18 protein-coding genes and 2 tRNA genes are annotated in these 16,258 nt (G+C 73.3%); 14 read left to right on the top strand and 6 right to left on the bottom strand.

Annotation, left to right across the window (positions count from 1 at the left end):
- Together RYN42_RS15395 and secA are read left to right on the top strand one after the other, a co-directional pair.
- A partial coding sequence (locus tag RYN42_RS15395) for a DMT family transporter (RefSeq protein ID WP_315097592.1) occupies positions 1-725 on the top strand: 725 nt, incomplete at its 5' end.
- Positions 688-3,504 (top strand): preprotein translocase subunit SecA, encoded by a 2,817-nt coding sequence (secA, locus tag RYN42_RS15390; RefSeq protein WP_315097589.1) that lies wholly within the window; start codon positions 688-690, stop codon positions 3,502-3,504. The genes RYN42_RS15395 and secA, both read left to right, overlap by 38 nt.
- 52 nt (positions 3,505-3,556) lie before the next feature.
- On the opposite strand, the gene RYN42_RS15385 is transcribed toward secA, so the two are convergent.
- Positions 3,557-4,183 (bottom strand): Rv3235 family protein, encoded by a 627-nt coding sequence (locus tag RYN42_RS15385; RefSeq protein ID WP_315097587.1) that lies wholly within the window; start codon positions 4,181-4,183, stop codon positions 3,557-3,559.
- Complete coding sequence (locus RYN42_RS15380) at positions 4,180-4,998, bottom strand: LysM domain-containing protein (protein ID WP_315097585.1); 819 nt, start codon at positions 4,996-4,998, stop codon at positions 4,180-4,182. The genes RYN42_RS15385 and RYN42_RS15380 overlap by 4 nt, the downstream gene beginning before the upstream one ends.
- A 122-nt stretch (positions 4,999-5,120) precedes the next feature.
- Between RYN42_RS15380 and RYN42_RS15375 the strand changes: the two genes are divergently transcribed.
- Positions 5,121-5,645, top strand: coding sequence for a hypothetical protein (locus tag RYN42_RS15375; RefSeq protein ID WP_315097583.1), 525 nt, complete (start codon positions 5,121-5,123; stop codon positions 5,643-5,645).
- Positions 5,646-5,650: 5 nt separating this feature from the next.
- Here RYN42_RS15375 and RYN42_RS15370 read toward each other — a convergent pair whose 3' ends face one another.
- On the bottom strand, positions 5,651-5,884 hold the full coding sequence (locus RYN42_RS15370; RefSeq protein WP_315097581.1) for a helix-turn-helix domain-containing protein: 234 nt from the start codon (positions 5,882-5,884) through the stop codon (positions 5,651-5,653).
- Between the two features lie 112 nt (positions 5,885-5,996).
- Here RYN42_RS15370 and RYN42_RS15365 point away from each other — a divergent pair, with 112 nt between their 5' ends.
- The 5 genes from RYN42_RS15365 to RYN42_RS15345 all read left to right on the top strand — a co-directional run bounded on the left by RYN42_RS15365 (position 5,997) and on the right by RYN42_RS15345 (position 8,785).
- Complete coding sequence (locus RYN42_RS15365) at positions 5,997-6,659, top strand: SAF domain-containing protein (RefSeq protein ID WP_315097579.1); 663 nt, start codon at positions 5,997-5,999, stop codon at positions 6,657-6,659.
- 1 nt (position 6,660) lies between these two features.
- Positions 6,661-7,917, top strand: a complete 1,257-nt coding sequence (locus RYN42_RS15360; protein WP_315097578.1) for a hypothetical protein — start codon at positions 6,661-6,663, stop codon at positions 7,915-7,917.
- Between the two features lie 36 nt (positions 7,918-7,953).
- Positions 7,954-8,409: a DUF6912 family protein gene (locus tag RYN42_RS15355; protein WP_315097577.1), complete on the top strand. Its 456-nt coding sequence runs from the start codon at positions 7,954-7,956 to the stop codon at positions 8,407-8,409.
- 145 nt (positions 8,410-8,554) lie between these two features.
- Positions 8,555-8,626 (top strand) — tRNA-Gln (locus RYN42_RS15350).
- 86 nt (positions 8,627-8,712) lie between these two features.
- Positions 8,713-8,785, top strand: a tRNA-Glu gene (locus tag RYN42_RS15345).
- A 48-nt stretch (positions 8,786-8,833) separates the two neighbouring features.
- On the opposite strand, the gene RYN42_RS15340 is transcribed toward RYN42_RS15345, so the two are convergent.
- Positions 8,834-9,064 carry a hypothetical protein gene (locus tag RYN42_RS15340; protein ID WP_315097576.1) on the bottom strand — a complete coding sequence of 77 codons (231 nt, stop codon included), beginning with the start codon at positions 9,062-9,064 and terminating at the stop codon, positions 8,834-8,836.
- Entirely contained in the window at positions 9,064-9,783 is a 720-nt protein-coding gene (locus RYN42_RS15335; RefSeq protein ID WP_028046824.1) for an IclR family transcriptional regulator, read from the bottom strand. The genes RYN42_RS15340 and RYN42_RS15335 overlap by 1 nt, the downstream gene beginning before the upstream one ends.
- Before the next feature lie 106 nt (positions 9,784-9,889).
- On the opposite strand from RYN42_RS15335, the gene leuC reads away from it, so the two are divergent.
- The 6 genes from leuC (at position 9,890) to RYN42_RS15305 (ending at position 15,933) form a co-directional block, all read left to right on the top strand.
- Positions 9,890-11,344 (top strand): 3-isopropylmalate dehydratase large subunit, encoded by a 1,455-nt coding sequence (leuC, locus tag RYN42_RS15330; protein ID WP_315097568.1) that lies wholly within the window; start codon positions 9,890-9,892, stop codon positions 11,342-11,344.
- Positions 11,345-11,365: 21 nt separating this feature from the next.
- A complete protein-coding gene (gene leuD / locus RYN42_RS15325; protein WP_315097566.1) occupies positions 11,366-12,031 on the top strand; it encodes a 3-isopropylmalate dehydratase small subunit in 666 nt (221 codons plus the stop codon).
- 56 nt (positions 12,032-12,087) lie between these two features.
- Entirely contained in the window at positions 12,088-12,708 is a 621-nt protein-coding gene (locus RYN42_RS15320) for an HU family DNA-binding protein (protein ID WP_315097564.1), read from the top strand.
- Between the two features lie 94 nt (positions 12,709-12,802).
- Positions 12,803-14,119 (top strand): UDP-N-acetylglucosamine 1-carboxyvinyltransferase, encoded by a 1,317-nt coding sequence (gene murA / locus RYN42_RS15315; protein WP_315097562.1) that lies wholly within the window; start codon positions 12,803-12,805, stop codon positions 14,117-14,119.
- Positions 14,120-14,137: 18 nt separating this feature from the next.
- Positions 14,138-14,884 (top strand): lysophospholipid acyltransferase family protein, encoded by a 747-nt coding sequence (locus RYN42_RS15310; protein ID WP_315097560.1) that lies wholly within the window; start codon positions 14,138-14,140, stop codon positions 14,882-14,884.
- Complete coding sequence (locus tag RYN42_RS15305) at positions 14,881-15,933, top strand: NAD(P)H-dependent glycerol-3-phosphate dehydrogenase (RefSeq protein WP_399552504.1); 1,053 nt, start codon at positions 14,881-14,883, stop codon at positions 15,931-15,933. Before RYN42_RS15310 ends, RYN42_RS15305 begins: the two co-directional genes overlap by 4 nt.
- Here the strand turns inward: RYN42_RS15305 and RYN42_RS15300 are convergent.
- Positions 15,930-16,258 (bottom strand): PLP-dependent transferase (locus RYN42_RS15300; RefSeq protein ID WP_315097558.1); only part of this gene is annotated, 329 nt, incomplete at its 5' end. The genes RYN42_RS15305 and RYN42_RS15300 overlap by 4 nt on opposite strands.

The raw sequence follows: 16,258 nt of genomic DNA, 5'->3' as shown, positions 1-16,258 counted from the left end.
CGGTCGCCACGCTGGTCGCGCTGGGCGCTGCGCCCCTGCTGGTGGCGGTCGCGACGGCCGTCTCCGCACGACGACTGCCGTCCCCGCGGACGCTCCTGGCTCTCGGGCTGGCGCTCGCCGGGCTGGTGCTCCTCGTCGGCCCGTCGGACGCCGCCGGACCCGGGGTCGCCGCGGGCGCGCTGCTGGCGCTCGTCTCGGCGGCGGCGTTCGCCACCATGACCGGCCTGAACCGTCGCAGCGTGCCCGGACTGGGCCCGCTGCCGCTGACGGCGACCTCGTTCACGCTCGGCGGAATCCTCCTCCTGCCGGTCGCCGCGGTCGTGGGCCCGGGCCTGGCCGTGCCGACGGACACCCGGGGTTGGGCGCTGCTGGCCTTCCTCGCCGTCGTGCCCACCGCGGCCGCCTACAGCGCCTACTTCACGGGGTTGCGGCACGTCCCGGCCACGACGGCCGCCCTCCTGGCGCTGCTCGAGCCGCTGACCGCGACCGTCGGCGCGGTGGTGCTCCGCGACGAGCGCCTCGGCCTGCCCGGGGTGGTCGGCGCGGTGCTCCTCGCCGTCGCGGTGGTCGTTCTTCGCCCGCGTCGCGCAGGCTCGCCTACGATGGACGCGCCCGGCCGTGCGGCCGGTCAACTCAGCCGCTCCGACGCCGCGCGCGCCCGGAGCGCGAAGACGTCGGGAGTAGTGCGTGCCAGCGATCCTCGAGAAGGTCCTGCGCCTCGGTGAAGGCCGGATCGTCAAGAAGCTGTCGGGCATCGCCCAGCAGGTCAACGCCCTGGAGGACAGCTTCGTCGCGCTGTCCGACGCCGAGCTGCGCGAGGAGACCGAGCGCTTCCGCGCCCGCCTCGCGGACGGCGAGACGCTGGACGAGCTGCTGGCCGAGGCGTTCGCCACGGTCCGCGAGGCCGCCCGGCGCACCCTGGGCCAGCGTCACTTCGACGTGCAGCTCATGGGCGGCGCGGCCCTGCACCTGGGCAACATCGCGGAGATGAAGACCGGTGAGGGCAAGACCCTCGTCGCCACCCTGCCGGCCTACCTCAACGCGCTGACCGGCAAGGGCGTGCACGTCGTCACGGTCAACGACTACCTCGCCAGCTACCAGTCCGAGCTCATGGGCCGCGTCTTCCGGTTCCTCGGCCTGACCAGCGGCGTCATCCTGTCCAGCCAGGACCCGGCCGAGCGACGCAGGCAGTACGCCTGCGACATCACCTACGGGACGAACAACGAGTTCGGCTTCGACTACCTGCGCGACAACATGGCGTGGAGCACCGACGAGCTGGTGCAGCGCGGGCACAACTTCGCGATCGTCGACGAGGTGGACTCGATCCTCATCGACGAGGCGCGCACCCCGCTGATCATCTCCGGGCCGGCGTCCGGTGACACCAACCGCTGGTACGCCGAGTTCGCCAAGGTGGTCCGGCGTCTGCAGGTGGAGCGCGACTACGAGGTCGACGAGAAGAAGCGCACGGTCGGCGTGCTCGAGCCGGGCATCGCGCGCGTCGAGGACTACCTCGGCATCGACAACCTGTACGAGTCCCTGAACACGCCGCTCATCGGCTTCCTGAACAACGCCATCAAGGCGCAGGAGCTGTTCAAGCGCGACAAGGACTACGTGGTGATGAACGGCGAGGTGCTCATCGTCGACGAGCACACCGGCCGCATCCTGCCGGGCCGCCGCTACAACGAGGGCATGCACCAGGCGATCGAGGCGAAGGAGGGCGTCGCCATCAAGGCGGAGAACCAGACGCTCGCCACGATCACGCTGCAGAACTACTTCCGCCTCTACGGCAAGCTCGCGGGCATGACCGGTACCGCGGAGACCGAGGCCGCGGAGTTCCAGGGCACGTACAAGCTGGGCGTCGTCCCCATCCCGACCAACCGCGACATGCAGCGGATCGACCAGCGCGACTTCGTCTACAAGGGCGAGGACGGCAAGTTCGACGCCGTCGTCGCCGACATCGTCGAGCGCCACGCGCAGGGTCAGCCGGTGCTGGTCGGCACCACCAGCGTCGAGAAGAGCGAGCTGCTCTCGTCCAAGCTGAAGAAGCAGGGCGTCCCGCACGAGGTCCTCAACGCCAAGCAGCACGCGCGCGAGGCGTCGATCATCGCCCAGGCGGGCCGCAAGGGCGCCGTGACGGTGGCGACGAACATGGCCGGCCGCGGTACCGACATCATGCTCGGCGGCAACGCCGAGTTCATGGCGGTCGCGGACCTGGCGACGCGCGGCCTGGACCCCGCCGAGCAGCCCGACGAGTACGAGGCCGCCTGGCCGGCCGCGCTCGAGAAGGCCAAGGCGGCTGTGGCGGCCGAGCACGACGAGGTCGTCGAGCTGGGCGGTCTGTACGTGCTGGGCACGGAGCGCCACGAGTCCCGCCGCATCGACAACCAGCTGCGCGGCCGTTCCGGTCGGCAGGGTGACCCGGGGGAGTCGCGCTTCTACCTGTCCATGCAGGACGACCTGATGCGCCTGTTCAACTCCTCGCTCGCCGAGTCCATGATGACGCGCGCCGGGTTCCCCGAGGACATGCCGCTGGAGTCGAAGATCGTCACGCGCGGCATCCAGTCGGCGCAGTCGCAGGTCGAGTCGCGCAACTTCGAGATCCGCAAGAACGTCCTGAAGTACGACGACGTCATGTCCCGGCAGCGTGAGGTCATCTACGAGCAGCGCCGCCGCGTGCTGGAGGGCGAGGACCTGCACGACCAGGTCCGGCACTTCCGCTCCGACGTGCTCACGGCCTACATCACCGGCGCCACGACCGACGGCCGCCCGGAGGCGTGGGACCTGGACGCGCTGTGGACGGCGCTCAAGGCCGTCTACCCGGTGTCGGTCACCCCCGACGAGGTCGTCGAGCAGGCCGGTGGCCCCACCCGGCTGTCGGCCGAGCTCATCGAGCGCGAGATCCTCTCGGACGCCGAGCACGCGTACGCGGAGCGTGAGGAGCAGATCGGCTCGGAGAACATGCGCCAGCTGGAGCGGCGCGTGACCCTGTCCGTCCTCGACCGCAAGTGGCGCGAGCACCTGTACGAGATGGACTACCTCAAGGAGGGCATCGGCCTGCGGGCGATGGCCCAGCGCGACCCGCTGGTCGAGTACCAGCGCGAGGGCTTTCAGCTCTTCAACGCCATGACCGACGCCATCAAGGAGGAGACGGTCGGGTACCTGTACAACCTGGAGGTCCAGGTCGCGCAGCCCGATGCTCCCGCCGTGACCGCCGACTCGGCCGTGGCCGCCGCCGCGAGCGCAGGTGCTCAGGCAGCGCAGCAGCGGTCCGTCGCCGACGGTCCGACCCCGGGCAGGCTCGTGGCCAAGGGGATCGACGGGCCCGAGCAGCGGGCGCCGCTGCAGTACTCGGCTCCGTCGGTGGACGGTGACGGTGGCGTGATCACGCGCGCCGACGCCGGTGGCAAGAAGGCCGGCGCACGCCCCGCAGCGGCCTCCGCCGACGACGGTGCCAGCAACCGGGAGGCTCGCCGCAAGGCAGCCAAGCAGCAGCGCAAGCGCTGAGACGACCGAGGCCCGCCCCGGCAACCCGGGGCGGGCCTCGTCGCGTCCGGGCTCAGCCGATCTCGAGCGCGGTCACGCGCCACGCGCCCCGGTGTCCTTCGAGCCGGAGCGCCACGGCGCGCACGCGGGACCCGTCGTCGGCGACCACGGTGGCCTCGAGCACGTGGCTCCCGACGCGGCACGACCGGGCCCGTCGGAGCACCGGCGCCCGCGACCCGCCGGTGGTGCCCAGCACACGCTGCGTGAGGCCCGCCCGGACCTGGAGCGACTCGAACACCCCGGGCGTGAGCCAGCGGGCCAGCTGCGCCACGGAGCGTCGCCCGGACAGCACCTCCAGCGAGGCGAGGGCGATCGCGCGCGCGACCGCCGCGGGATCCCCGTCGGGGACGGGCCGAGGGTCGTCGTCGTCCGCGTCCAGCACGAGCGAGCGGTCCGACGCCCGCAGGACCGCGACGCGGGCGGCCACCGTCTCGGGAACCGGGTGGGCGGGCCCGGCTGCCTCCTCGACGAGTGGCGGGACCGGGGCGGCCACGAGGCGGGCGTGCGGGCGCCGGGCGCGTTGGGCCCCCGGGCGGGACGGCTGGGGCGCGGTCCCGCCGTGCTCCGCCGCTGCGGAGCGCACCCGGGCGAACGCGTCCTCCGCGGGCGTCGCGTCCCGGGAGAGCACCAGGGCGCTCACCGCGCACCTCCGTCGGAGCCCACGGGCACGGTGAGCACCTGGCCGGGCAGGATGACGTCGGGGTCCGCCCCGATCACGGTCGCGTTCGCCTCGTACCAGCGGGGCCAGGCCGCGGCGACCTCCGCGTCCGTGGCCCCTGCCGGGAGGTGGCGCGCGGCGATGCCCCAGAGGCTGTCGCCGGGCGCGACGACGACCGTGCTCCCTGTGGTCGGTGCCTGGTCGGCCGCCGGAGCCGGAGCCGCCGTGAGCACCGGGACGTCCGGCGGAGGCGTGGCGGCCGTGGCTGGCGCTGCCGGGGTGGTGACGCTGGGGGCTGGACGGGGATCGGCGGGTGCCTCGGTGACCACCCACCCGAGGTCGACCGACCCGTCGTCCGACGCGACGCTCGCCGCGGCGGTGGGCGGCGCCGGCGTGGGTGCGGCCGCGGACGCGCCTGTCACGGCGCCGAGCCCGAGGGTCGCTCCGACGGCCACGGCCAACGCTCTGCGCACCAGCTGGGGGGCGTACCGGTGCACCAGCCTCTCGCCGACGTGCCAGCTCGCACCCGCCGCCCTGGCGACGAGGCACGTCGTGGCCAGGAGGGCGGAGCAGGCGAGCCACAGCGCGACGACGAGTCCGATCGCGGTCACGCCGAGCTCGACGACCGTGTCCACCCGCCACGGGCCCGTGCTGTCGAGGAGACCTGCTCGCAGCCGCACCGCCAGCACCACCGCGAGGCTGCCGGTCGCCAGCACACCTACGAGGAGGCCGGTCGTCGTGCCGACCTGGCGGCGGGCGTCCCGGCCGCCCTTGCTGTGCGTCCCATCGATCCGCATGGTCGCCCCTGATCTAGTCGTTTGATGCAGTTTGATGATGCTTGACAGGGCTAGATGTACCTGAGTGTCCGGTCTCTGTCCAGCGCTGTCCAGAATCCGGTGCGCGCCCGTACGGTGCTGCCATGCGGTGGGAGGCGCTCTTCGCGGACATGGAGGCCCAGCTCGCGGCGGGCCGGCTGGCCGACGTGCGGGCGGACGTGGCCGAGCTCGCGCGCGCCGAACGGGCGTCGGTGGCGCTGGCGGACCGGGCTCGTGCCTCGGTCGGTCGGTCCGTGCGGGTGCTCGTCGGCGAGGCCGACGTCATCGAGGGGATCCTGCTGGACGCGACCCCGGAGTGGTTGCTCCTGGGGACGTCACCGGTCCGGCGCGCACTGGTGCCGTTGACCGCGGTGGAGGCCGTCGACGGGCTGGAGGTGCACGCCGCTCCGGCGCCCGGAGCGGTCGAGGGCAGGCTGGGCCTGGGTCACGCGCTTCGGGCACTGGCTCGCGACCGGGCCGTGGTGCGGGTCCGGTCGGGGGGGTCGGACCTCACCGGGCGGATCGAGCGCGTCGGCGCCGACCACCTCGACCTCGCCGACGTCGGTGGCGTCCCGCGCGGGGCGTGGGCCGTCGCGTTCTCGACCCTGCGGTCGGTGCGGTCGGGCTGACCTGGTCAGTCCTCGGCGGGTCCCTCGATCGTGCTGCCGTCGCTCGAGATGCGGGCGCGGGTCTGCTCGTACATGCGCTGGATGTACTTCTCCAGCTCGGTCGACTCCACGCGCCACTGCAGCCGCCCACCGATCTGGATGGCGGGCAGCTCACCGGAGCGGACGAGTGCGTAGGCCTGCGGCGCCGAGATGTTGAGCACCTCGGTGACGTCCGCGAGGGTGAGGAACCGCGAAGGCATGACCGCAGTGTGGCACGCAGTGGCGCCCGGACCGCTTTGTCCACAATGCTCCGTCCGCGACGTGCTGCAGGCGGCAGGATGGCGGTCCAGCCGCGCGAGACCGGGAGAGCCGATGGACACCAGCGTGATCGACCTGCCCACACCGGTCGCGGGGCGGCTGCGCCGTCCGGGCTGGCGGGACCCGCGGCTGCTCGCGGGCCTGGCGATGGTGGCGGCGTCGGTGCTCCTGGGGTCGTGGGCGGTCCGTACGGCGCAGGCGACGGTGCCGGTCTACGTCACTCGCGCCGCGATGGTGCCCGGCGACCGCATCACGGCGGAGGACCTGGCGGTGGTCGACGTCCGGCTCGGCACGGTGAACCTCGACCACTACCTGCGGGCCGACGCGCCGCTCGCCGCCGACGAGGTCGTGGTGCGGGCCGTGGGCCGTGGGGAGCTGGTCCCCGCGTCGGCCGTCGGCTCGGCAGAGGACCTGGACCTGCGGCCGGTCTCGGTGACCCTCGAGCGGGCTCCCTCGGGCGACGTGGTGCCTGGTGCCCTCGTCGACCTCTGGTTCACGCCGCCGGCACCGGACGACGACGGCGCGACGACCGACCCGAGGGAGCTGGCCGCGGGGCTCACGGTGGCCGAGGTGACCACGTCCTCCGGTGCGTTCAGCGCGTCCGGCGGCGGTGCGGTGCACGTCCTGGTGCCCAGCGCGCTGCTGCCCGACGTCCTCACCGCCCTCGCCGCCGACGGCACCGTCGACGTCGTGCCGGTGCTGGGCACGGGAGGCTGACGTGCCGGTCGGGGTGCTGTGCGCCGTCCAGGGGTCCGCGGAGGCGATCATCGTCCAGGCGGTCGAGCAGACGGGCGGGCGGCTGAGCGTGACGCGCCGCTGTGCGGACCTCACCGAGCTGCTCGCGGCCGCCGAGGCAGGGCTCGGCCGGCTGGCCGTCGTCTCCGGTGACCTCGACCTGCTCGACCGCGAGGCGATCGAGCTGCTGCACCGCGCGGGCGTCCGTGTCGTCGGGATCGGCGACGCCGCGCGGCCGTGGCTGGGGGAGCGACTCACCGCGCTCGGCGCTGACCTCGTGCTCCTCGCACCGCACGACGAGGCCTCGGCCGGCTCGGTCGTGCGCGAGGCCCTGGCCGTCCTCGGCGCGGCTCCCGAGGGCGCCGCGGAGCCCGGGTGGCCCGACGAGGAGACCGTCCGGCGGCCGTCGCGGGGACTGGTGGCGGCCGTGTGGGGGCCCACCGGAGCGCCCGGCCGGACCACCGTGGCCGTCAACGTGGCCGCGGAGCTCGCCGCCGCAGGGCGACGCACCCTGCTCGCGGACGCCGACACGTACGGCGGCTGTGTGGCGCAGGTGGTCGGCATGCTCGACGAGGCGCCCGGGATCGCCGCCGCGGCGCGCGCGGCAGGGCAGGGCACCCTCGACCTGATGACGCTCGCCCGCATCACCCCGACGGTGGCGCCGGACCTGCGGGTGCTGTCCGGGATCTCCCGCGCGGATCGATGGCCAGAGCTCCCGTCCTCGTCGCTCGACGCGGTGTGGACGGTCGCCCGCGGGCTCGCGGACTGGACGGTGGTCGACTGCGGGTTCTGCCTGGAGCAGGACGAGGTGCTCAGCTACGACACGAGAGCGCCGCGCAGGAACGCCGCCACGCTCAGCGCTCTCGAGGCGGCGGACGTCGTGCTCGTGGTCGGCGCGGGAGACCCCGTCGGCATCCAGCGGCTGGTCCGAGGGCTGGGGGAGCTCACCGACCTCGGTCTGGGCGCCACGCGGCTCGTGCTGGTGAACCGCGTGCGTGCCTCGGTCGCCGGCCCGCACCCGGGGGATGCGGTGAGCGAGGCGCTCGCGCGGTACGCGGGCGTCACGGACGTGCACCTGGTGCCCGACGACCGGCCGGCGCTGGACACCGCGCTGCTCGAGGCGCGCACCCTGCGCGAGGCCGCACCGGGGTCGCCGGTGCGCCGGGCGCTGGCGGGCGTGGCGGCTCGTGTCGACGCGCTGCGCGTGGCCGCACCGGTGGAGGAGCCTGTGCGCGCCTGACCGCCGCGCCGGTGGTGCACGCGGCACACTGACCAGGTGCGCATCTACCTGCCTGCCTCCCTCGACCAGCTCGGCACGTCCGCCGGACCGCTCGCTGCCCGTCGGGTGCATGCGGTGACGCCGGCGCTGCGGGCCCTGTTCCCCGACGAGGACGACGAGGGTCTGGAGTTCGCGGCGCAGCTGGCGGCCGCCGACGACTCCCTCGAGCTCCTGGCCACGCGACCCGACGCCCCGCAGCTGCGGCTCGTCGTCTCGGCCGACGTGCCGGACGCCGTGCTGCAGCCGCTGACGGACGAGGAGGACGTGCCCAGCGCCGTCGAGCTGGTCGCGGAGGTCGAGCAGTCGGACGTCATCTGTGTGCACGTCGACGAGCCGGGCGCCTCCGCCGACGTCGTGCGCGCCGCGCACGGGGACGAGGATGCGGTCGACCGCCTCGACGAGCGGGACCTGCTCTGGTACGACGCGACCGAGCTGGGATCCATCCCTCGCTGAGCGGCTTCGTGGCCTTCGTCACGTCCGGGGGAGCCGGTTGGACCCGGCCTCGGCGCTCGGGTAGTGTTCACCGCCGGTACGACGTCCGGATGCGCATGGGTCCGCCCCGCCAGGCGACCTGCGAGCTCCGGGCGTTGTACCCCCATGGGGTATGGTGTAATTGGCAGCACGACTGATTCTGGTTCAGTTAGTCTAGGTTCGAGTCCTGGTACCCCAGCGCGAGCACCGCTGGTCCGACCTCCCCGGAGGATCGGGTAGAGTGTTCACTCGCAAGCGAGGTCCTCGGGTCTCGTCGCGTCATAGGCCCCCGTTGTGTAGCGGCCTAGCACGCCGCCCTCTCACGGCGGTAGCGCCGGTTCGAATCCGGTCGGGGGTACGTACTGAAGGCCCGGTCACAGCGACCGGGCCTTCTGCACGTGCGGGGTCAGTGCTGACCGGGCGGCCCGTGCGACGAGGTGGGCAGGATCGCGACGACGCCCCAACCGACGGCCGCCCCGACCGCGCCGAGCAGAGCACCGGTGACGAGGCCGTCCGCGACGGTGCCCCCGCCGAGCAGGGCCAGGACGACGCCGACGACGAGCCCGGCGGCGAAGGCCACGAGCGCCACGCGGCGTCGCAACCGGCGCCGGGACGCGGCCGCACCTCGCACCACCATCAGTCGGCGGTGCGGCGCAGGACCTCGGTCAGCCGGTTGGCCGCCGAGACGACCGCGGCGGCGTGCAGCCGACCCGGCTGCCGGGAGAGGCGCTCGAGCGGCCCGGAGACCGACACGGCGGCGACGATGCGACCCGAGGGGCCCCGCACGGGCGCGGACACCGACGCGACGCCGACCTCGCGCTCGGACACCGACTGCGCCCAGCCGCGGCGCCGGACCCCCGAGAGGATCGTCGCGGTGAACTTGGCGCCCTGCAGCCCGCGGTGCAGCCGGTCCGGCTCCTCCCACGCCAGCAGGATCTGGGCGGCCGACCCCGCGTGCATGGTCAACGTCGCGCCGACGGGGATCGAGTCGCGCAGACCGATCGGCCGCTCGGCGGCGGCGACGCAGATGCGCTGGTCGCCCTGGCGGCGGTACAGCTGCGCGCTCTCGCCCGTGTGGTCGCGCAGCGCGGCCAGCACGGGGCCGGCGGCGGCGAGCAGGCGGTCCTCGCCGGCGGCGGTCGCGAGCTCCGAGAGCCGCGGTCCCAGCACGAACCGGCCCTGCATGTCGCGCGCCACCAGCCGGTGGTGCTCGAGGGCCACGGCCAACCGGTGGGCCGTCGGGCGGGCAAGATGGGTGGCGGTGACGAGCTGCGCGAGCGTCGCCGGCCCGGCCTCGAGGGCGCTGAGGACGGATGCGGCCTTGTCCAGCACGCCGACTCCGCTAGAGTTGTCCATAGGTCGATATTGGCGTCTCGAAGGCTGAGATGCAAGTACGACGCCACACGAGCCGGGATTTGCACACGACCGGCCGACAGGACGAACGAGAGAACGGACCGAGGACATGGCCGGCACGTTGGCAGAGAAGGTCTGGGACGCGCACGTGGTGCGACGAGGCACCGACGGGGCGCCCGACCTCCTGTACATCGACCTCCACCTGGTGCACGAGGTGACCAGCCCGCAGGCGTTCGAGGGCCTGCGGCTCGCCGGGCGCCCGGTCCGACGGCCGGACCTCACGCTCGCGACCGAGGACCACAACACCCCGACGCTCGACATCGACCGGCCGATCGCCGACGAGACGAGCCGCACGCAGATCCAGACGCTGCGCAACAACGCCGCGGAGTTCGGGGTGCGGATCCACTCGCTCGGCGACGCCGACCAGGGCATCGTCCACCAGGTCGGCCCGCAGCTCGGCCTCACGCAGCCCGGCCTGACCGTGGTGTGCGGCGACTCGCACACGTCGACGCACGGCGCGTTCGGCGCGCTGGCCTTCGGCATCGGCACCAGCGAGGTCGAGCACGTGCTGGCCACGCAGACGCTGCCGCTCGCCCCGTTCAAGACCATGGCGATCACGGTCGACGGCGAGCTGCCGGTGGGGGCGACGAGCAAGGACATCATCCTGGCGATCATCGCCAAGATCGGCACCGGTGGCGGTCAGGGCTACGTGCTCGAGTACCGCGGCGAGGCCATCCGCGCCCTGTCCATGGAAGCCCGCATGACGGTCTGCAACATGTCCATCGAGGCTGGCGCGCGCGCGGGCATGATCGCGCCGGACGAGACCACCTTCGAGTACCTCAAGGGCCGCCCGCACGCGCCCGAGGGCGCCGACTGGGACGCGGCCGTGGAGTACTGGCGGACCCTGCGCACCGACGACGACGCCCAGTTCGACGTCGAGGTCGTCCTGCGCGCGCAGGACCTCGAGCCGTTCGTCACGTGGGGCACCAACCCCGGCCAGGGCCTGCCGCTGTCCGGCTCGGTCCCCGTCCCGGAGCAGATCGCCGACGCCGACGAGCGCGGGGCCGCCGAGCGTGCCATCGAGTACATGGGCCTGACGCCGGGACAGCCGCTGCGGGAGATCAAGGTCGACACGGTCTTCATCGGCTCCTGCACCAACGGCCGCATCGAGGACCTGCGCTCGGTGGCCAAGGTGGTCCGCGGCAAGCACAAGGCCGACGACGTCCGTGTCCTGGTGGTGCCGGCGTCGGCCCGCGTGCGACTGCAGGCGGAGGCCGAGGGGCTGGACAAGATCTTCCTCGACTTCGGCGCCGAGTGGCGCAACGCCGGCTGCTCCATGTGTCTGGGCATGAACCCCGACCAGCTGGCACCGGGGGAGCGCTCGGCCTCCACGTCCAACCGCAACTTCGAGGGCCGTCAGGGCAAGGGCGGGCGGACGCACCTCGTCTCGCCGCTCGTGGCGGCGGCGACCGCGATCCGCGGGACCCTCTCCTCGTTCGCGGACCTCGACGCCGGCGTCGACGCGCCCGACGGCAGCCCCCTCACCGACCTCCAGACGGTCTGACCCAGGAAGCGAGAGACAGTCATGGAGAAGTTCAACCAGCACACCGGCGTCGGCGTCCCGCTGCGACGCAGCAACGTGGACACGGACCAGATCATCCCCGCGGTCTACCTCAAGCGCGTCACGCGGACCGGGTTCGAGGACGCGCTGTTCGCCGCCTGGCGCGGCGACCCGGCGTTCGTCCTCAACCAGGACGCCTACCGCGCCGGCTCGGTGCTCGTCGCCGGCCCGGACTTCGGCACCGGCTCGTCCCGCGAGCACGCCGTGTGGGCGCTCAAGGACTACGGGTTCAAGGTCGTCATCTCGAACCGCTTCGCGGACATCTTCCGCGGCAACTCCGGCAAGCAGGGCCTGCTCGCCGCGCAGGCGTCGCAGGAGGACATCGAGCTGATCTGGAAGATCCTCGAGACGCGCCCCGGGACCGAGGTGACCGTGGACCTCGCGTCCAAGACGATCACCTGCGACGACGTCGTGGTTCCCTTCCAGGTGGACGACTACACGCGCTGGCGCCTCATGGAGGGTCTCGACGACATCGGCCTGACGCTCGCGCACGCCGACGAGATCTCGGCGTTCGAGGCCCGTCGTGAGTCGTGGCGGCCCGCCACCCTGCCGGCCAAGCACCTGCCGTCCGTCGAGATCGTCGCGGCGCGTCCGGCCGGCGTGCCGGTGGAGATCGGCCGCCGCCCCTGATCCTCGTGCGGCGGGTCGCCCCCGAGGTGGCCCGCCGCACGGCACGGGTGGCTAGCGTGAGGTCCGAGCACGGCGCGGTGCGCGCCGGCCGAGAGGGGATCACCATGCCGGGCAAGTCGCAGATCGCTGACCGCATCGCCGCGCGGGGCACGTCACGAGGCGCGGCAGCGGCCGCCGTCGACGCCGTGCTCGACGAGATCACGGCCGCCCTGGCTGCCGGTGAGCGGGTGACCCTCACCGGCTTCGGCACCTTCGAGGCCGCGGGCCGGCCCGCCCGGACGGCGCGCAACCCCCGCACGGGGGAGTCGCTGGACGTCGCCGCGACCACCGTGGCCCGCTTCCACCCCGGGGCGACGCTGCGTGCGCGGGTCGCCGCGGGACCGGGTGAGCCGCTGGGCGGTGTTGCGGACCTCAGCGCGGTGCAGGGTGTGGTGCGGCCCGCCGCGTCGCCGGCCGCACCGAGTACGGCGCCGGCTGCGCAGAGCCCCTCTGACGGCAAGGCGGCCAAGCCGAGGTCGAAGGCGAAGGCCGAGCCCAAGCCGAAGGCGAAGGCCGAGCCCAAGCCGAAGGCGAAGACTGAGCCCAAGTCGAAGGCGAAGTCTGACGCGAAGGCCAAGTCGAAGGCGAAGGCCAAGAAGTCCTCCGGCTCCGGCAAGGGACGCGCCAAGAAGAAGTGACGCGGCCCGGACCGTGTGAAGGTTCTGCACCGGCCCCGGCGTGCCGCCACGCCGGCGGTCGGGAGCATCCGCAGGGGTGGGAGACGATGGTGCGATGAGCGATCTGCTGTACGTCAACGGTGGCACCCCGCTCTCGGGCGAGATCACCGTCCGCGGGGCCAAGAACTTCGTCTCCAAGGCGATGGTGGCCGCACTGCTGGGGGAGACCCCGAGCGTGCTGCGCAACGTCCCGCAGATCCGCGACGTGGCCGTGGTGACCGGCCTGCTCGAGCTGCACGGCGTCAAGGTCGACGCCGACGCGGACGCCGGCGTGCTCCACCTGGACCCGACGGACGTGGAGTCGGCTCACGTGGCGGACATCGACACCCACGCGGGGTCGAGCCGGATCCCGATCCTGTTCTGCGGGCCGCTGCTGCACCGGCTGGGCGAGGCGTTCATCCCGGACCTCGGCGGCTGCCGGATCGGCGACCGGCCGATCAACTACCACCTGGACATCCTGCGGCAGTTCGGCGCCGTGGTGGACAAGACCGACAACGGCATCCACATCCGCGCGCCCCGCCGCCTGCAGGGCACCAAGATCGCGCTGCCGTACCCGAGCGTCGGCGCCACGGAGCAGCTGCTGCTCACGGCGGTGCGGGCCGAGGGCATCACGGAGCTGGCCAACGCGGCCATCGAGCCCGAGATCATGGACCTGATCAACGTGCTGCAGAAGATGGGCGCGATCATCTCGGTCGACACGGACCGCGTGATCCGGATCGAGGGCGTGGACCGCCTCATCGGGTTCCAGCACACCGCGCTCTCGGACCGGATCGAGGCGGCGTCGTGGGCGTCGGCAGCGCTGGCGACCGGCGGGGACATCGTCGTGAAGGGCGCGACGCAGCCCGAGATGACCACGTTCCTCAACACGTTCCGCAAGGTCGGCGGCGAGTTCGCCATCGACGACGACGGCATCCGGTTCTTCCACCCGGGCGGGGATTTGCGCTCGATCACGCTCGAGACCGACGTGCACCCCGGCTTCATGACGGACTGGCAGCAGCCGCTCGTCGTCGCGCTCACCCAGGCCAAGGGCCTGTCGATCGTGCACGAGACGGTCTACGAGAACCGGTTCGGGTTCGCCGACGCGCTGGTCGGGATGGGCGCGACCATCCAGGTCTACAAGGAGTGCTTGGGCGGCCGTCCGTGCCGGTTCGGGCAGCGGAACTTCTACCACTCCGCGGTGATCTCGGGACCGACGCCGCTGTCCGCGGCGGACATCGAGGTGCCGGACCTGCGCGGTGGCTTCAGCCACCTGATCGCGGCGCTGGCGGCCAAGGGCACGTCGGCGGTGCGCGGCATCAGCCTGATCGACCGTGGGTACGAGCACTTCACCGCCAAGCTCGAGGCCCTCGGCGCCGAGTTCAGCCGCGACTGACAGGTAGCATCGGCTCCCGTGCAACCGCCGGCCAGATCCAACCGCGCCTACCGCAACGTCGCGCGCATCGTGCGGCCTCCGCTGCTCGCGATGACCCGCCGTGACTGGCGCGGGACCGAGAACTTCCCCACCGAGGGCGGGTTCATCGTCGCCGCGAACCACATGACGAACATCGACCCCCTGACGTTCGCGCACTACCTGTGGGACAACGGCGTCGCCCCGAAGATCCTGGCGAAGGCGTCGCTGTTCAAGGTCCCGGTGCTGGCGGGGATCCTGCGGGCGACGGGGCAGATCCCGGTGTACCGCAACTCCTCCTCGGCCGGGGAGTCGCTGACCGCGGCGATCGCCGCCATCGCCGAGGGTGAGGTGGTGGCGGTGTTTCCCGAGGGCACGCTCACCCGCGATCCCGACCTGTGGCCCATGGTCGGCAAGACGGGCATCGCCCGCCTGGCCCTCAGCACGCAGGCGCCCGTGATCCCGGTGGCCCAGTGGGGGCCGCAGCTCCTGCTCGGCCGCTACAAGAAGCTGCTCAAGCCGTTCCCCCGCAAGACCGTGACGATCGTCGCCGGTCCGCCGGTGGTCCTGGACGACCTGTACGGCCGCCCGCAGGACACGGCGACGCTGCGCGAGGCGACCGAGCGCGTGATGACGGCGATCACGGCGCTGCTGGCGGACATCCGCGACGAGGAGCCGCCCGCCGTCCGCTACGACATGCGCAGGCCCGGCGCGCAGGGTGGACCCGCCACCCCTCCCGAGCTGCCGTGACGGCGGACCAGGTGGCGCAGGACCGTCCTGCCGCGCCCGGTGCACCACGCCTGCGCGCCGCCGTGCTGGGGGCCGGAGCCTGGGGCACGACGTTCGCCGCCGTCATGGCCGACGCCGGGTGCGAGGTGACCGTGTGGGGGCGCGACGACGCCGTCTGCCGGCAGATCGCCGACGAGCACCGCAACGAGGCCTACCTGCCCGGCGTCGAGCTCCCCGCCCGCGTGACGGCCTCGTCCGACGCCCGGGCGGTGCTGGCGGGCGCCGACGTCGTCGCCGTGGCCATCCCGTCGCAGAGCGCGCGTGCGACGCTCACCCCGCTGGCCGACGCCGTCGCCGCGCACGCCGTCGCCGTCTCCCTCATGAAGGGTGTCGAGCTGTCCACCGACCGGCGGATGAGCGAGGTCGTCGCCGAGTCGCTGGGCATCCCGGCCGACCGGATCGCGGTGGTCTCGGGACCCAACCTGGCGCTCGAGATCGCTCGCCGGCAGCCCACCGCGACCGTCGTGGCCTCCACCAGCGAGGCCACCGCGCAGCTGGTGGCCCGGGCGTGCGCGTCGTCCTACTTCCGCCCGTACACCAACGACGACGTGGTCGGCGTGGAGCTCTGCGGGGCGGTCAAGAACGTCATCGCGCTCGCCGTCGGCATCTCGCAGGGCCGCGGACTCGGCTACAACACCATGGCGACCGTGATCACCCGCGGCCTGGTGGAGATCACGCGGCTCGGCCTGGCGCTCGGCGCGGACGCGGACACGTTCCCCGGCCTCGCCGGCCTGGGCGACCTCATGGCGACCTGCGCCTCGCCGGACTCGCGCAACCACACGCTCGGCGGCCACATCGGCCGGGGCATGACGCTGGACCAGGCGATCTCAGCCACGGGAGGCACGGCCGAGGGCGTCAAGTCCTGCCGGTCGGTCCTGGAGCTGGCGACGACGCTCGGCGTGGAGATGCCGATCACGTCGGCGGTGGTGCGGGTGCTGCACGAGGGCCTGCCGGTCGACCAGCTCGCCACGCTCCTGCTGGCCCGGCCCCACAAGGCCGAGGGAGCCTAGAGCGCGTCCAGCGCCTGGGCCAGGTCCCGCCAGAGGTCCTCGACGTCCTCGATGCCGACCGACATCCGCAGCAGGTCCTCCGGGACGGTCCTCGACTCCGTGGCGAACCGGCGCCGGCGCTCCAGCGTCGACTCCACGCCGCCCAGGCTGGTGGCCGGGACCCACAGGCGCAGCGCGGCCACGACGGCGTCGGCCGCGTCCGGCCCGCCGTGCGGGCGAAGCCCGATGATCGCGCCGAACCCGTCCATCAGGCGGGCGGCCCGCTCGTGCCCCGGGTCGGTGGGCAGGCTCGGGTGCCGGACCTCGGCGACGGCCGGGTGCGTGC

It is taken from the genome of uncultured Cellulomonas sp., from assembly GCF_963527515.1.
Lineage (GTDB): Bacteria > Actinomycetota > Actinomycetes > Actinomycetales > Cellulomonadaceae > Cellulomonas.
The sequence above is the reverse complement of the archived record's forward strand: the minus strand, read 5'-3'. Positions and strand labels throughout refer to the sequence as shown.

Excerpts from the sequence above, each read along its gene's own strand:
- leuC (WP_315097568.1), top strand. The coding sequence starts at position 9,890 with ATGGCCGGCACGTTGGCAGAGAAGGTCTGGGACGCGCACGTGGTGCGA.
- RYN42_RS15340 (WP_315097576.1), bottom strand. The coding sequence starts at position 9,064 with ATGGTGGTGCGAGGTGCGGCCGCGTCCCGGCGCCGGTTGCGACGCCGC.
- murA (WP_315097562.1), top strand. The coding sequence starts at position 12,803 with ATGAGCGATCTGCTGTACGTCAACGGTGGCACCCCGCTCTCGGGCGAG.
- RYN42_RS15335 (WP_028046824.1), bottom strand. The coding sequence starts at position 9,783 with ATGGACAACTCTAGCGGAGTCGGCGTGCTGGACAAGGCCGCATCCGTC.
- RYN42_RS15375 (WP_315097583.1), top strand. The coding sequence starts at position 5,121 with ATGCGGTGGGAGGCGCTCTTCGCGGACATGGAGGCCCAGCTCGCGGCG.
- RYN42_RS15370 (WP_315097581.1), bottom strand. The coding sequence starts at position 5,884 with ATGCCTTCGCGGTTCCTCACCCTCGCGGACGTCACCGAGGTGCTCAAC.
- leuD (WP_315097566.1), top strand. The coding sequence starts at position 11,366 with ATGGAGAAGTTCAACCAGCACACCGGCGTCGGCGTCCCGCTGCGACGC.
- RYN42_RS15380 (WP_315097585.1), bottom strand. The coding sequence starts at position 4,998 with ATGCGGATCGATGGGACGCACAGCAAGGGCGGCCGGGACGCCCGCCGC.
- RYN42_RS15365 (WP_315097579.1), top strand. The coding sequence starts at position 5,997 with ATGGACACCAGCGTGATCGACCTGCCCACACCGGTCGCGGGGCGGCTG.